General features: G+C 64.5%; 6 protein-coding genes. 1 reads left to right on the top strand and 5 read right to left on the bottom strand.

Features of this window, described 5'->3' with window-relative positions:
- The 5 genes from ASN89_RS09420 to ASN89_RS09400 form a co-directional block, all read right to left on the bottom strand.
- Positions 1–717 (bottom strand): FecR domain-containing protein, encoded by a 717-nt coding sequence (locus ASN89_RS09420; protein ID WP_414842509.1) that lies wholly within the window; start codon positions 715–717, stop codon positions 1–3.
- A 4-nt stretch (positions 718–721) separates the two neighbouring features.
- Complete coding sequence (locus ASN89_RS09415; protein ID WP_058049081.1) at positions 722–9325, bottom strand: YDG domain-containing protein; 8604 nt, start codon at positions 9323–9325, stop codon at positions 722–724.
- Positions 9326–9341: 16 nt separating this feature from the next.
- The gene (locus tag ASN89_RS09410) at positions 9342–10949 is read right to left on the bottom strand and encodes a ShlB/FhaC/HecB family hemolysin secretion/activation protein (protein ID WP_058049080.1); all 1608 of its coding nucleotides are present in this window, start codon (positions 10947–10949) and stop codon (positions 9342–9344) included.
- A 188-nt stretch (positions 10950–11137) separates the two neighbouring features.
- Entirely contained in the window at positions 11138–13393 is a 2256-nt protein-coding gene (locus ASN89_RS09405; RefSeq protein WP_058049079.1) for a CHASE2 domain-containing protein, read from the bottom strand.
- Positions 13390–15012: a GAF and HD-GYP domain-containing protein gene (locus ASN89_RS09400; protein ID WP_058049114.1), complete on the bottom strand. Its 1623-nt coding sequence runs from the start codon at positions 15010–15012 to the stop codon at positions 13390–13392. Before ASN89_RS09400 ends, ASN89_RS09405 begins: the two co-directional genes overlap by 4 nt.
- A 199-nt stretch (positions 15013–15211) precedes the next feature.
- Here ASN89_RS09400 and ASN89_RS09395 point away from each other — a divergent pair, with 199 nt between their 5' ends.
- The gene (locus ASN89_RS09395; protein ID WP_058049078.1) at positions 15212–16108 is read left to right on the top strand and encodes an MBL fold metallo-hydrolase; all 897 of its coding nucleotides are present in this window, start codon (positions 15212–15214) and stop codon (positions 16106–16108) included.
- The last annotated feature ends 121 nt before the right edge of the window (positions 16109–16229 follow it).

The raw sequence follows: 16229 nt of genomic DNA, 5'->3' as shown, positions 1-16229 counted from the left end.
TTAACGCACTACGCAGTCGATGGCGGCAGGCTTGGTGGCGCCGGCAGGACCGCCGCCGCTTGAGGGCGATGGCAAAAAGGCCGGCGGCAGCGTGAACTGCAGGCCTGGATTGACGGGCAACAGGACGGGAGGTTGCCGGAAGTTGGGCGTGTAGCCAAACTGGCCCGGGGCAAAGTTCTGCGTGCCCACTGGATTCGTCACATGAATCATTCCATCGATCACGTGCACATACAGGCCGGGAGCCATTCCCTGCCCTGCCGATGGCGGCGCCGTCGGCAGCGGCGCCGAAGGAGCGACATAGCTGGCAATAAACGTCGTGCCGCGAATGCCGATGGTGGCGGCCGGCGTTTTCATCTCGAAGCGCTCCTTGTTGCGCTTGCCCAGCAATCCCGTGACGGAGCGCAAGCCCCCCTTGAGCAAGCTGAAGATGGCGTGGTCGCCGTCGGGCTGCTCGGCCGTGTAGCTGAATTGTTCGATCACGAAACTGGTATTCGGTTTCAAGGTGATTTCGCTATTGTCGATCAGCTTGATCAAGGCATAGGTTTCCTTTTCCGTCAGCAAGGTATCCCCCTGCTCGACTTCGGACTTGATGGCCAGAATTTTGACCTTGCCATCCGCCTTCTTGGCCATCAGGGGGCCGCTCAATTGCATCACCGTGCCGGCCACCTGCCCGGCCCAGGCGTGCGCACCCACGCACATCAGGGCCAGCCACAACAAGGCCTTAATTGCAGTACATTTTTTTGGCGGGGTCATCGAATTTGTATCCTGTTGGTTTATCTGTGGCATCGGCAACATCCTTGCTGTCTTTTTTCTTGTCATCCGGCTTGGCCGACGGCGTGGAAGCGAGCGGGTCGTTGGCGCGGTCGGCCTGCTTGATGATGCGCAAGGCATCATCGATGGCCGCGCTCGTGGCGGGGTCAATCACGGGCGGGTCGATGGTAGTTGCTGGCAGGAAGATGGCGTCCGCCATGCTCACCGCGCCATTCGGCGCCAGCAGTGTCGCGCCGCTGCGCTGGCGGTTCACGCGCACGCCCGAGTCGCCCGTGATGCTGCCCGTTTTCGCCAGCACGCTCATGCTGCCCGTCGCCGGCAAGGTGACGCTGGCCGTGTCCGCAAAGCGTACGCTGGCGCCCGCGCTGGCGCTGAAATTGCCGCCGCTAACGATCTTCGCATTGCCGCCGACACTGATGTCACGGCCCGCCGTCACGCTGACATCGCGCGCCGCCGCCAGCTGTGCCCCATCGCCCAGCAGCACGTCCGTGCTGGCATTGAGCGCGATGTCATTGCCCGCGACCTTGCCGCTGACGGTGACGGGGCTGTGCGCCGTCACGCTGACGTTGCCGCCATTCGCATTGATATTGCCGGCCGCGACGCCGCCCGTGTTGTCGATGGCGATATTGCCTGCACCCGTGACGAGCGTTCCCAGGGTCAAGGTGCCGGGCGCCGAGGTATTGTTCAGCGCAATGCCGCCTCCTGCGCTATTGCTGGCGGTAAAGCTGCCCACCTGGTTGCCAGCATTGCCCAGCACGATGCCATCGCGCGCTTGCGCAGCCACGCTGCCGGCAAGCAGCGCGCCGTCCTGGGCGATGGCGCCGTTCAAGGCGTTCAGCTGTACAGTGTTCGCCGCCACGCTGGCGAAGCGCAAGTCGCCAGCCGCTTGGGTGATGGCCAACTGGCCCGCCAGCCGGATGGCGCCGGCAGTCTGATTAAAACTGTTGGCGACGAGCAGGTTACCGTTGCCGCTCAGCACGCCGCCGCCCTGCGCGTAGCGGTCCGCCGACAGGCTGCCGTTCAGCAGCAAGCTGCCGCCGTTGATTTCCAGACCAGCCAGGCCGCCCAGCACGGAGCGGTCCAACGCGCTTTCGCCCAAGATCAAGCTGCCGCCCGTCAACAGCAAACCCGTCGCCGAGTTCAGGTTTTTCAGAATGGTGTTGCCGGCCGCCGCGCTGTAAGTGACGATACCCTTGCTGTTGTTAAAGTCGACAGCCAGAACGTTCGCGCCTTCCGGCACCACGCCGCCATCCCAGTTGGCGGCATCGCTCCACAAGCCGTTGCCGCTGCCGATCCAGGTGGACAATTGTTTTTGTGCAATCGATGCCTGCGCCGTGCCGCCTGTCGTTTCCAGGATGTAGTTGCCCGCATCGGCGCCCGCCAGGCGGAAGCCGCTGGCCGTCACCAATTTTCCGGCACCCGCATTCTTGTCGGCAAAGCTGCCGCTGCCGCCCACCACGCTGACCACATCCTGGCCCAGCACGCCGTTCGCCGACGCGCTGACGACAGCGCTGGTCGTGCCGTCATACACCTTGCCGGCCGCGCTCAAGCCTGCCAGGGTCAGGCTGGCGGGCGTGATGCTGGCCAGCAAGCCCGTCGGCAAGACGATAAAGTAATTGCCCGCATCGGCACCCGTCAGCGCCGCGCCACCCACTTGCACGGCCTTGCCCGCCCCCACGTTCTTGTCCGCAAAGTTGGCCACTGCCGAGGCGATCAAGCTGTCGCCAGCGACACGGTCATCGCCCAGACTCAGCTGAGCGCCCGTCGTGCCATCGTAGACCTTGCTGCCCGCCACGCCGGACAGGTTCAGCGCACGCGCGCCGATATCGGCCGTGGTGCTGCCCGCATTGGCGCCCAGCACATAGTTACCCGCATCGCCGCCGCTCAGCGCCACATTTGTAACGTTGACGGCCTTGCCGGCACCCGCGTTCTTGTTGCCAAACGCCGCATTTCCACTCACGCTCAAGGCATCGCCCTGAATACGGTCATCGCCAAAGCTGACCTGTGCGCCTGTCGTGCCGTCATACGTCTTGTTGACGCCGTTAAAGCTCACGTTCAAGGTACGCGCCGAGATATCGGCCGTGGTGCTGCTCGCATTGCTGCTCAACACGTAGTTGCCGGCGTCGCTACCGCTCACACCAACGTTGCTTACATTGACAGCCTTGCCGTTGCCTGCGTTTTTGTTGCCGAACGCAGCATTGCCCGCCACCGTCAGGGTGTCGCCTTGAACACGGTCATCGCCAAAGTTAACTTGCGCGCTCGTCGTGCCGTCGTAGGTCTTGTTGACGCCGTTAAAGCTCACGTTCAAAGTGCGCGCTGCGATGTCGGCCGTGGTGCTGCCTGCATTGCTGCTCAGCACATAGTTGCTCGCATCGCCGCCGCTCACACCCACGTTCGTGACGTTGACGGCCTTGCCGGTACCGGCGTTTTTGTTGCCAAACACAGCGTTACCCGCCACCGTCAGAGTGTCGCCTTGAACACGGTCATCGCCAAAGTTCACTTGCGCGCCCGTCGTGCCGTCGTAGGTCTTGTTGACGCCGTTAAAGCTCACGTTCAAGGTACGTGCCGCGATGTCGGCCGTGGTGCTGCCAGCATTGGCGTTCAACACATAGTTACCTGCATCGCCGCCGCTCACACCCACGTTCGTGACGTTGACGGCCTTGCCGGTACCAGCGTTTTTGTTGCCAAACACAGCATTGCCCTCCACCGTCAGGGTGTCGCCTTGAACACGGTCATCGCCAAAGTTCACTTGCGCGCCCGTCGTGCCGTCGTAGGTCTTGTTGACGCCGTTAAAGCTCACGTTCAAGGTGCGTGCCGCGATATCGGCAGTGGTGCTGCCAGCATTGGCATTCAACACGTAGTTACCTGCATCGCCGCCGCTCAGCGCCACGTTCATGACGTTGACGGCCTTGCCTGCACCCGCGTTCTTGTTGCCAAACGCCGCATTGCCCGCCACCGTCAGGGTATCGCCTTGAACACGGTCATCGCCAAAGTTCACTTGCGCGCCCGTCGTGCCGTCGTAGGTCTTGTTGACGCCGTTAAAGCTCACGTTCAAGGTGCGTGCCGCGATGTCGGCCGTGGTGCTGCCCGCATTGGCGTTCAACACGTAGTTACCTGCATCGCCGCCGCTCAGCGCCACGTTCGTGACGTTGACGGCCTTGCCGGCACCGGCGTTCTTGTTGCCAAACGCAGCATTGCCCGCCACCGTCAGGGTGTCGCCTTGAACACGATCATCGCCAAAGTTCACTTGCGCCCCCGTCGTGCCGTCGTAGGTCTTGTTGACGCCGTTAAAGCTCACGTTCAAGGTACGCGCTGCGATGTCGGCCGTGGTGCTGCCTGCATTGCTGCTCAACACGTAGTTGCCGGCGTCAGTACCGCTCACGCCCACGTTTGTCACGGTGACGGTTTTTCCCGCACCTGCATTCTTGTTGCCAAACGCCGCGCTGCCCGCCACCGTCAGGGCATCGCCTTGAACGCGGTCATCGCCAAAACTGACCTGTGCGCCTGTCGTGCCGTCATACGTCTTGTTGACGCCGTTAAAACTCACGTTCAAGGTGCGCGCTGCGATGTCGGCCGTGGTGCTGCCTGCATTGCTGCTCAACACGTAGTTGCCGGCGTCGCTACCGCTCACGCCCACATTACTTACATTGACAGCCTTGCCTGCACCCACATTCTTGTTGCCAAATGCCGCATTGCCCGCCACCGTCAGGGTGTCGCCTTGAACACGGTCATCGCCAAAGTTCACTTGCGCGCCCGTCGTGCCGTCGTACGTCTTGTTAATGCCGCTAAAACTCACGTTCAAGGTACGCGCCGCGATGTCGGCCGTGGTGCTGCCCGCATTGGCGTTCAGCACATAGTTGTCCGCATCGCCGCCACTCAGTGCAACGTTCGTGACATTGACGGCCTTGCCAGTACCCGCATTCTTGTTGCCAAACGCGGCGCTACCCGCCACTATCAAGGCATCGCCCTGAATGCGGTCGTCGCCAAAGTTCACTTGCGCGCCTGTCGTGCCGTCATAGGTCTTGTTGACGCCATTAAAACTCACGTTCAAGGTACGCGCCGCGATATCGGCCGTGGTGCTGCCCGCATTGGCGTTCAGCACATAGTTGTCCGCATCACCGCCACTCAACGCCACGTTCGTCACCGTGACGGTTTTTCCAATACCCGCGTTCTTGTTGCCAAAGGCGGCGCTGCCCGCTAGCGTCAGGTTGTCGCCACTGATCCTGTCGTCGCCAAAGCCGACCTGCGCGCCTGTCGTACCGTCGTACGTCTTGTTAATGCCATTAAAACTCACGTTCAAGGTACGCGCCGCGATGTCGGCCGTGGTGCTGCCCGCATTGGCGTTCAACACATAGTTGTCCGCATCACCGCCGCTCAACGCCACGTTCGTCACATGCACTGCCTTGCCAAGGCCCGCTTTCTTGTTGCCAAACGCCGCGTTGCCCGCCACGCTCAAGGCATCGCCCTGGATGCGGTCGTCGCCAAAGTTCACTTGCGCGCCCGTCGTGCCGTCATACGTCTTGTTGACGCCGTTAAAGCTCACGTTCAGGGTACGCGCCGTGATATCGGCCGTCGTGCTGCCTGCATTACCATTGAGAACATAGTTGCCCGCATCGGCGCCCGTCAGGTGGCCCGTTGCCACCTGGTAATCGACCACTTTGCCAGTGCCCGCGTTCTTGTCGCGGAAGCTGCCCTGCAAGCCCGCCATGCCGACCTGGTCGCCCGTCACGAGGCCTTCGAAGTAGCCGTTCAGGGCCGCCTGCAAGCCACCGTCGTAGACGCGGCTTTGCGCGCCCGAGACGCCATAGTTCAGCAGGCGCGCCGTGATGGCCGCCGTGCCGTCCGCCGTCGTCGCGGCCAGGCTGTAGTTGCCCAGTTCATTGCCGACGAGGGCCAGTCCGCTGGCGTGCACGGCCTTGTTGCCGCCCACATTCTTGTCCAGGAAAGCGGCGCTGCCGCTGACGCTGATGTTGTCGCCCGTCACCAGATTGCCCAGCACGAAACTGGCGCCGTCGTAGCCCAGGGCGCCGTCATAGACCTTGCCGTTGCCGCCGATGCTCACCGTCAGCGCGCGCGGCGTGATGGCGAAGGTCGTCGTGCCGCCCAAGGTGATGTCGTATTTGGTCGACCACAGGCCCGTCGCTGCATAGCTGCCCACGTTGCGTGCGTTGCCGTAGCCGAGGCTGCCATTCACGCCCGTGTCGCCGTCGAGCAATCCCACATAGCCGATCGAACCGAGGAAAGCGGCCAACTGGCCATCGTAGACCTTGCCCGTGGCGTTGCCCGAGAGGTTCACTTGCAGCGGCTTCAGGAAAGCCTTCAGCATCGGCGTCGTGTAGCCTTCGTAGATGCGCCACACGCTGTTGAAATTGTAGTCGTTGAAGCTGCCCTGCTGCTGCATCTGGGCCGTGCTGCGGCCGCTGGAGCCGCCGGCATCCATCTGCACCAGCGACGTTTCATAATTGAAAAACCCATAGCTGAACGGGGAACCGACGGATACGCGGCCGGCCACCGCGCCCACGGCCGCATAGCCGTCGCCAGTCACGGCGCCGCTGCTGAAAACATGGCTGACGCTGCCCGTGCTTTCACCGACCAGCCCGCCCATGTTTTCCCTGGCAAGGATGGGGTCGGCACTGCCGGACCGGCCCACGGCGCCGCTGGCGTACGCATCGTCGATGCTGCCGCCGTTCAAACCCACCAGGCCGCCGATGCTGCGCGCGCCAGTGACATTGCCGGTGGCATACGACTGGCTCAGCGCGCCCTGGTTGTTGCCGACCAGGCCGCCGATCATTTCGCGCGCACCCGTCACCACGCCGGTGGCGTACGAGGTCGTGATGCTGGCGGCGGGCGCATTCCATCCCGCCAGGCCGCCGATGGCGCCGCCGTTGTCGGCATTGACGCCGGTGACGGCGCCGCTGCTGCTGGACAACGTGATGGCGCCGCCGTTGCTGCCCACCAGGCCGCCGACATTGCGCTGGCCGCTGACGGCCATGCTGCTGTTCACGTTGTCGATAGTGCCGCTGACAACATTGCCCGCCAGCGCGCCCACGTTGGCCGTGCCGGTGACGCTGCCGCCGCTCAGGGTCAGATTGCGCAAGGTGCCGCCCTGCACGGTGCCGAACAGGCCTGCCGCCGAACCGGATGCCAGACTGCGGTCGATTTTCAAATTGCTGAGAGTAAATCCGGCGCCATCGAACACGCCGAAAAAACCGCTGCCGCTACCGGCGATGGGCACAAAACCCTGGCCATCGTTCCAGTTCACGGTGCCGCTGGCGTCGATATTGCCGGCCAGGCGATAGCTGTTGCCGAGACCCAGGCTGGCGATGCCTTGCAAGCCATATATATCGACGAGCAAATAGGGTGAAGTGACACCGTCGCCGCCAGTGACGCGCAGGAAGCTGGCGCCGCTGCCGATGGCAAAGCTTCTGGCGCTGAAGCCTGGCAGGACCGCCCCGTTTTGCATCCAGCTGCCACCGTCGAGCACAAAGCTTCCGTCCACCGTCACGGCGCCCGTGGCCGTGATCGCGGAACCTGAATTGAGGTGCAGATCGCCGGTCCTGGCGAGCGCATCCGATATGTGGAGGCCACCCGTGTTCGTGCCGTCGCCGATGGTCAGCGACGCGGCCGAGATGCCTGCCAGTTCAACCGCGTTCAAACTCAGGGCCGCACCCGATTTGGTGCCCAGGTCGATGCTGCGCGCACTGCTCAAAGGTTTGATGATCACGTTCGCGCCGCCGGCCGTGCCGCCGAAGTTGAGCGTGCCGTTAATGCCGATATTGTCTGCCTGCAGGATCACCGTCTGGCCGGCAATGCCGCTGCCCTGCAACTGATCTCCGCTACCGGTCAGGTCGATAGCACCGCCCTGGAAATTGCTGATCAGGCTCAGATGGCCGCTGCCGGCATTGACCACGCCGGCGCCACTCACGCCAGCGCCCGACAGATAAACGCTACCGCCATTGCTGGTGATCGGCGCGGCCAGATTCACATGCGAGCCAACGGCGCCAACGCTGCCGCTGCTGGCATCATTGGCCAACAATCTGACGGCTCCGCCATTGGTGCTGATGGATGCGTTGACATTGATCGTTTCGCCCGCCTGCGCCGTCAGGCCCACGCCTTGCTGCATGATATTGATGGCGCTGTTGAAATTGATGCGATGCGTTGCCTGCAAGGTGACGTTGCTGCTGGCGCCAGAAATGAGGTCGGCGCCGATGCTGGCGTTGCCAGTCGATGGCGCATCGGCGAACTGGTCGACGTCGCCCAGCTGGCCGTCCGAACCGGCGATTACGGTGATATCGTAAGGATCGAGCAGCCAGTTGCCGCGCTTGCCGCGCGCCGCGCTCGTATTGACGCGGATGCCGCCGACGGCCAGGTAATGGCCGGACGTTTCCACGAAACCGCCGTCGCCGCCCTGCGCGCCGCCGCGTGCGGAAATGCTGCCGTGCACCTGCGCCGATTCATCGCCCCAGGCGATGACCTTGCCGCCATTGCCGCTGTTGACGGCATCGGCGGTCACGCTGGAGTCCTTGCCGACGAGCACCTGGCGCGCATTCTGCACGGCCGCGTTCTTGCCCTGGTAGTCGCCGCCCAGCAAGACCGTGCCGCCGCCCGTGGCGCCGCTGGCATCGACCTTCGCATTGCCCAGCAAACCCACCTGCTCGCCCAGCACCTGGATGTCGCCGCCCTTGCCCACCGTGCCCGTGGCGCTGGTGACGCTGCCCGCTTCGAGCAGCGCCTTGCCGCTGGCCTTGAGGACGATCCGGCCATTGTCGCCGACGACGGCGCTGTTAGCGTTGAGCACGCCGCGCTGGCTAACCAGTGCGCCGGCCATGCCGATGCTGCCGCCCTGGGCGATGATCTGGCCCAGGTTCAGGGCCTGGTCGCTTGGCGCCGAGACGAGCACGCGCAATTGCGGATTGCCGGGGTCGGCCAGCTGCACGCTGCGCCCGGCCGCCAGGATCACTTCGCCGTTCGGCGCCGTGATGATGCCCGTGTTTTCCACGTTCGGCGCGATCAAGAGCACTTGCCCGCCCTTGCCCGCATTGATGGTGCCCGCATTGCCGACGCCGCCAGCCACGCCGCCAGCCGTAAACTGGCGCTTGCCGGCGAGGAAATCCTCATTCGTCATGCCCAGGCTGGAAGCGACCAGCCCGTTCACGTCCACCTTCGCGCCCTGGCCGAAGACGATGCCGTTCGGGTTGATCAGGAAGACCTTGCCATTCGATTCCAGGCTGCCGAGGATCTTGCTGGGGTCTTGTCCCGTGATGCGGTTGAGTACGGCGCTATTGCCGTTTTGCTGGATGAAGCGCGTGATTTCGCCCGCATGGATGGAAAAGCTCTGCCAGTTGATGATGGTGTTGGGCGTGTTCGTGATCGAGAAGATATTGCCCTGCTGGTTGAACGTCGCCTGTCCGTTGACCACCTGCGGCAAGGCGGGGTTGGCTTGCGCGGCGCCGAAACAGCCGGCCAGCAGCAGCGCCAGCACCGTGCGGCGCAGGGGCGGCGCAAAGGGCGGCGTCAGGATGAAAACGGAGGCGTGCGGGACGTGGTTGTGCATGGTGTTCATCCTGATACTAGTAGGCCAAGGCGAGGCGGAAATGCAGGCGGTTGGCGCCCCGCTGTCCCGTGTCGCCGCCATTGACGACATGGGCGTAATCGAGTTGCAGATTGGCGTAACGGCTCAGCAGCAAACGCAGGCCCAGGCCGCCGCTGCCGATGCCTTGCGACGCGCTTTCGCCGGGCAGCGCATGGTTGCGGCGCAGCCAGGCCGTGTCATAGAAGGCCAGCGCGCGGCATTGGTAGCCGAGCGCCTCGCCGCACCAGTTCGGCGTGTACAGTTCCAGGTTCAGGTTGACGCCCGAATCATTCGATACCTCGCGCTCGGCAAAGCCCCGCACGGACGCGGCGCCGCCGGCGCCGAACTGCTCGCCCGGCACCAGCGCATCCGGCGTGACCTGCGCGTTGACGAGCGCGCGCCACTGCCAGTCGTTGGCCAGCACGCGTCCCGAGCTGGCGCTCAGGCGCAAGGTGTTGAAGGCAGCCTTGGCATGCGCGCGCACCCGGTCGAAATCGGCTTGCGCGCCATGCTTGCCGCCGGGGATATTGTGCGCGAAGGTGACCGCCACGCTGGTCTCGCCCGTGGGCAAGGTCCAGTTGCCGATATAGCTGACGCTGAGCGGATGCACGGTGACGTCGGCGCCCAGTTCCATGCCGAACAACTGCACGCTGTTGCGGTACGCCTTGTAGTCGACGCCGTACACGAGCTTGGGTTCGAAATCGCCGCTGCGGGCAAAGTTCTGGTTGTAGCGGATGCCGGCCATGCTGCCCTGGCCGCTGACGGCCAGGTGGAAGATACCGGCCGAGACGCTGCCCGAATCGACGTTCGAATAGCTGGCGAAAAAGTCCATCGAGTCGCCCAGCGCATACAGCGGCAAGTGGTAGCCGGCGCCATACACGCCCACCTTGTCCGGTTTTTCCAGGCTGCTCGTGTATTGCAGGCTGGCCACATGGTCGCGGCCGAACAGGTTGGCATGCTGCAGCACCACGCCCACGTGCGTCTTGCCCGTTTGCGTATTGCCCGTATTGTCCACGTTGAGCATGGCTTTCCACGGCTTTTCATCGGCCACCGTGACGATGGCGTCGATGGCGCCGGCCGGCTCGTCGGCTTGCAGGCGCACTTCGATCTTGCGCGCCGGGTTTTCATTGGCCAGCTTCAGGCTTTGCGACAGGGCCGGCACGTTCGGCGTCTCGCCTTCGCGCAAGGCCGGCAAGGCGCGCCGCACGTTGGCCTCGTCGACCCAGGTATTGCCGCTGATTGCGAGCTTGCCCAGCGGCGTTTGCAGCACGCTCAGGCGCACCACGCCCCGTTCCAGCTCCTGCTCGGGCAATTGCACCTGCACGGCGCTGTAGCCGCGCTCGCGGTAGGCCGCCTCCAGCGCTTCGACGGCGCGGGCAATGTCGGAAAAATCGCGCTGCGCTCCCGTAAAGGGCGCCAGCAGGGCTTGCACCTGCGCGGGCGTGAGCAGGGTATTGCCCTGGACGTCGAAGCGGCGGATCTCGAAGCGCGGCACACCGTCTTCCTGCGCGGCAGGAACGGCTTCATCCATGGAAACGGCAGCGGCGGCGCCGACGGCGAACAGCAGCGCGGAACCCGCAAGCAGGTGCACCAAACGATATGTCATGTGAAGGATTTCTTGTGTAACAGGACAAGCGCGCGGCCCGCAGGCGCCAGCGTGTCCGGCAATGGGTTGAAGACAAATTTTAGACGGCTTTTAGTTTCCAGTCAGAAATTTCTAACATTTCCCCCTGATTTTTATCGCAACGCAACAAACAGCGCGCGGAGAATGGTGAAAAATGCCGAATGGCCGGCCTATTTGCTGTGTAATTCCGTCACGCCATCCCAGCCGGCAGGCGGCGGTGCGTTGCGGTACTGCTCCAGGCGCGCCGCGTATAGCCTGTACAAGCCATCGTCGGGAAAGTCCGCCTGCAAGCGGGCCAGCTGCACGCCGGCCGCCGCCCAGTCGCGCGCGCGCAGACTGGCCAGCGCCGCATGCCAGCGCTCGATCTGCGCCAGCTCGGCGGCAGGGGCGCCGACCAGCGGGCAGCGCGGCTCGAAAATCGCCACCGCTTCCTGCTTGCCAACCACTCTGACGCGGTCCAGCTCGCGGTACAGGAAATCCGGGGCGGCGGAGCGCGTGGCCTGGCCCACCACGATGCCCGCGCCATACAGCTTGCTGGCGCCTTCCAGGCGGGCGGCCAGGTTGACGCTGTCGCCCATCACGGTATAGGCGCGGCGGATGCGCGAACCCATGTCGCCCACATGCATGGGTCCCGTATTGAGGCCGATGCCGATGCGCAGCGCCGGCCAGCCGCGCGCGCAAAACTGCCGGTTCAACCGTGCCGCGCTGCCCTGCATCAGCAGGGCGCTGGCTACGGCCCGGCTGGCGTGATCGCCAAAGGCGACGGGCGCGCCCCAGAACGCCATCACGGCGTCGCCGATGTATTTGTCCAGGGTGCCGCCATGGCTGTCGCGGATATCTTCCGACATGGCCGTCAGGTATTCGTTGATGTATTCGCGCAGCGCGGCCGGCGCCAGCTGCTCGGAAATGGCCGTAAAACCGCGCACGTCGGCAAACAGCACCGTCAGTTCGCGGTTCTCGCCCTCCATCGTGTAGCGGCGCGGATCGTCGGCCATCTCGGCCACCAGTTCGGGCGCCACGTATTCGCCGAAACGTGCCACCAGCGCACGGCCCTTGCGCACCTCGAAAAAGTAGCCCCACGCCAGGTTGGCGATGAACAGCGCCAGGATCAGCAACAGCAGCACGGCGCCGCCCAGCACCAGGTCGTGCGCGGCGTACAGGTACAGGTTGATGCCGATGGCGGCCGCCAGCGCGCCCAGCGTCGCCAGCATCACGCCGGCCGGCGGCAGCACGGCCAGAGCGCCCGCCAGCAGCAGGCCAAACAGCACGACCTGCACCAATTCGAGCGCCAGTGCGTAGTCGGGCCGCGCCTTGAAGCGTCCGTCCAGCATGGACTTGATCAGGTTGGCGTGCACCTCCACCCCCGGATATTCGGCATTCACGGGCGTGGCGCGGATATCGTTCAAGCCGGGCGCCGTCGTGCCCACCAGGATGATGGCGCCCTTCAGCAGCCCGCCAGGCACCGTGCCGGCCAGCACGTCGGACGCCGAGACATAGCGGAAAGCGCCGCCATCGGGGCCGCCCGCACCGCGGTACTGCACCGTCGTCGTCAAGGCTTCGCCCACGGGGATCGCCAGCGCGCCATGCGGCGTGAACAGCATGATGTGTTCGAGGCCGCCGCTGGCCAGCTCGCGCGCCGACAGGGTATCGGCCGTGCCCGTGAAACGGGGGGCGATGGCGCGCGCCTGCAGGTAGACGGCGACGGTGGCCAGCGACAGCGAAGGATAATAGCCGTCGCCGATGCGCTGCAGCAGGGTCGAGGAACGCACGACGCCATCGGCATCGGTCAGGGCCGTGAAGATGCCGGCGCCCTGCGCGGCCGCCTGCAGCGGCGCGATATTGGCTTCGTAGCCGCGCGCCACGTAGGCCGTCACCGTGCGGCCATTCAGGTCGGCGACGGTGAAGGCGGGCTTGGGCAGCACGCCCTTCCTTTGCTGCTCCGACACGCTGTAGCCCAGCACCACGGGCTGGCCGCGCATGGCCTCGGCGAACAGGCCATCGTAGTCCATGGCCGGGCGCAGTTTTTCCAGCTGCGCCGGCAAGCCGGGCACGCCCGCCAGTTCGCCCTGCGCCAGGCCTTGCAGCACGGCGTAGCCGGAACTGGTGTCCGCTTCGGGAAACGCAATATCGAAACCCAGCGCGGACACGCCGTAATGGCCCGTGAGCTGGCGCACCAGGCGCGCCTGGACGTCGCGGCTCCACGGAAAACGGCCTACCTTGGCCAGGCTTTGTTCGTCGATGTCGACAATGACGATGCGGCGGTCCAGCTGCGGCGTTTCCGCGCGCATGCGCCAGTCGCCCAGCATGGCGTCAAGGCGGGCGATCGTGTCGTTGCCGGCCAGGCACAGCACGGCCGCGGCCACAGTCAAGAGCACGCCCAGCAGCGAGCGCGCCCCATGCTTGCGCCAGGCCTGCGCCAGCTTCAAGGGGTATAGCCCGGAATGGCCGCCTCGTCGACGGCATCGATCTGGCTCGGATGCATGTGCTTTTCAGCGAAGGTCAGATAGACCTTGCTGCGGATGAAAACGTCGAACAGCTCCGGATCGATATGCCCGTTCAGGCTGAAATTGCCGAGGATGCGCAAGGATTCGGACAGCGACTTGCCCTTTTTATAGGGGCGGTCGCGCGCCGTCAGCGCCTCGAAAATGTCGGCGATGGCCATCAGCCGCGCCGGCACCGACATCTGCTCTTTCGTCAGCCCGCGCGGATAGCCCTTGCCATCCATGCGTTCGTGGTGGCCGCCCGCGTATTCGGGCACCTTTTGCAGGTGCTTGGGCCACGGCAGCGCCTCGAGCATGCGGATCGACACGCTGATATGGTTGTTGACGATGGCCCGCTCGGCCGCCGTCAAGGTGCCGGCGCGGATGGTCAGGTTTTCCGTCTCGTCGGCATCGAGAAAATCGCGCAGTTCGCCGTCGGCCGCGCGCCAGCGGCGCCTGGCGATCTGCCGCACTCTTTCCTGGTCGGCTTGCGCCATGCTTTCGCCGCCGATGTTGACCGTGCGGATGAAGTCGCGCTCTTCGCGCAGCGCCGCCTGCTCCTGCTCCAGCGCGCGGGCGATGGCGTCCTTTTGCTGCGGCTGCGCCGCCTGCTGGCGCAGGGCCGCGATCTCGGCGTCGCGCAGCAGCACTTCGTAGCGCGTGTCGATCAGGGCGATGCGGTCGAAGATGGTTTCCAGCTTGGTGGCCTTGTCGACCACGTGCACGGGCGTGGTGATCTTGCCGCAGTCGTGCAGCAAACCGGCCAGCCACAGCTGCTTGCGCTCGTTGTCGCTGAGCCGGAAATCGGCCAGCGGCCCCGTTTGCGTCGCGTGCGCGGCGTCGGCCAGCAGCATCGTCAGCTCGGGCACGAACTGGCAGTGGCGCCCCGTGTAGGGCGACTTTTCATCGATGCCGATATTGATCAGGGTAACCAGGGATTCCAGCAGCTCTTCCAGTTGCGAGATGAGCAGCTGATTCGTCAGCGCCACGCCCGCCTGCGCGGCCAGCGCCTCGATGAAGCGCTGGTCGGTGGAGGAAAAGGCGCGCACCTGGCCCGTCTCGCCATCCTTGGCATTGACCAGCTGCAGCACGCCGATCAGGTCGCCCTCGTGGTCGCTCATCGGCACCGTCAGGATCGATTGCGTGTGGTAGCCGTGGTGGCGGTCGAACTCGCGCATGCCGGAAAAATTGAAGACCTCGTCGCGGTAGACGTCGGCGATATTCACGCTGCGGCGCATGTTCGCCGCATACGCGGCCACGGACGCCAGGTTGGGCTGGCCCGCGCCATCGAACAGGGACACGCCCGGCAAGCCCATGTCGGCGCCCTGCGCGATGCCCAGGCTGTCGTTGACGCTGATGTCGAACGCCAGCTGGCGGCCCTCGCGCGCGGGCCGGTACAGGGTCGCGCCATCGGCGCCGCTCATGCTTTTTGCCAGCAGCACGATGCGCTGCAACAGCGCGCCGATGTCGTGCCCCTCGCCGCCCAGGCCGTGGCCGAGCGCGACACTGAGTTCGGTCAATTGCTCCAGTCTGTGGGCGATTTTCTCAGGGTGCAACTGAGGCATATTGGTGGCAATCAGGTAATGGGCAAGCAAAAAAAGGGGAAGTCGGCAAGCGCCAGTGTAACGGCCGTCCCGCGCACTGTACATTACTTAGTCACAACAAAATGAAATTACTTTCCGTATCGCAACACGCATAAATGTTGCCGCCAATCTCATTAATTAGAATAGAATCAACAATAATTACACTGTAACAAGGTACTGAATGAAATTCACGTTCAGGGGCGTGCGCGGCTCCATCCCCTCCCCCGGCCCGCGCACGGCGCGCTACGGCGGCAACACCACGTGCATCGAAGTGCGCACCGACAACGATAGCCTGATCATTCTCGATGCGGGCAGCGGCATCTTTTCGCTGGCGCAGCAACTGCCGCCGGGCCAGCCCGTCGACGCGTACGTCTTCATCACGCACAGCCACTGGGACCATATCCACGGCTTGCCCATGTTCTCGCCCCTGTTCGTGGCCGGCAACCGCATGCGCCTGCATGGCGCCCTGGACGGCAGCAGCGGGCGCGGCATCGAGCACGTGATGGCGGTGCAGCTGCAAGGCAGCTATTTTCCCGTCAGCGAAGCGGCCATGGCGGCCAGCATCGAGTACCGCACCCTGGCGCCCGGCGAGGCCGTCGAGGTGGGCGGCGCGCGCGTGCGCGGCGCCGAAATGAACCACCCGGTGGTCAACCTCGGCTACCGCATCGACTGCGGCGGCGCCTCGCTGTTTTTCAGCGGCGACCATGAACCGTTCTACAACCTGCATCCGCCCGAGCATGCCGAGCATGCCGCCTGCGCGGCGCGCAATGCGCAGCGCCAGGCCGGCATCGACGCGCTGGTCGCCGGCGTCGACGCGCTGATCATGGATTGCTCGTACACGCGCGAAGAATACCCGGGCAAGCAGGGCTGGGGCCACGGCACCTTCGACGCCGCCTTCGACCTGGCCCTGCGCTGCGGCGCAAGGCGCCTGTACTGCACCCACCACGAACCGACCCGCAGCGACGAGCAGCTCGAAGCCGTATTCGCCGACGTGATGGGCCGCTATGCAAGCCGCCTGGCCGGCTTGCAAGTGTTCCTCGCCAGCGAGGGGCTGACGGTCGAACTGGCCGGCGCATAAAAAAAGGGAACCTTTTGGTTCCCTTTTTTATACATGCGCCCAGTTGGCACAAGGCCCTCTGAAAACCGTAGCGAGCAAGCCCGATATCGGATTGAGTAGCGGAGCTGTACTTTAGTACAGT

Source organism: Janthinobacterium sp. Ant5-2-1, from assembly GCF_001445815.1.
In the GTDB taxonomy this organism is placed as follows: Bacteria; Pseudomonadota; Gammaproteobacteria; order Burkholderiales; family Burkholderiaceae_D; genus Janthinobacterium; species Janthinobacterium lividum_E.
This window is presented reverse-complemented; position numbering and strand designations above follow the sequence as displayed.

Bases quoted from the DNA above. Each gene is read 5' to 3' on its own strand.
- ASN89_RS09415 (WP_058049081.1), bottom strand. From the start codon at position 9,325: ATGCACAACCACGTCCCGCACGCCTCCGTTTTCATCCTGACGCCGCCC.
- ASN89_RS09410 (WP_058049080.1), bottom strand. From the start codon at position 10,949: ATGACATATCGTTTGGTGCACCTGCTTGCGGGTTCCGCGCTGCTGTTC.
- ASN89_RS09400 (WP_058049114.1), bottom strand. From the start codon at position 15,012: ATGCCTCAGTTGCACCCTGAGAAAATCGCCCACAGACTGGAGCAATTG.
- ASN89_RS09395 (WP_058049078.1), top strand. From the start codon at position 15,212: ATGAAATTCACGTTCAGGGGCGTGCGCGGCTCCATCCCCTCCCCCGGC.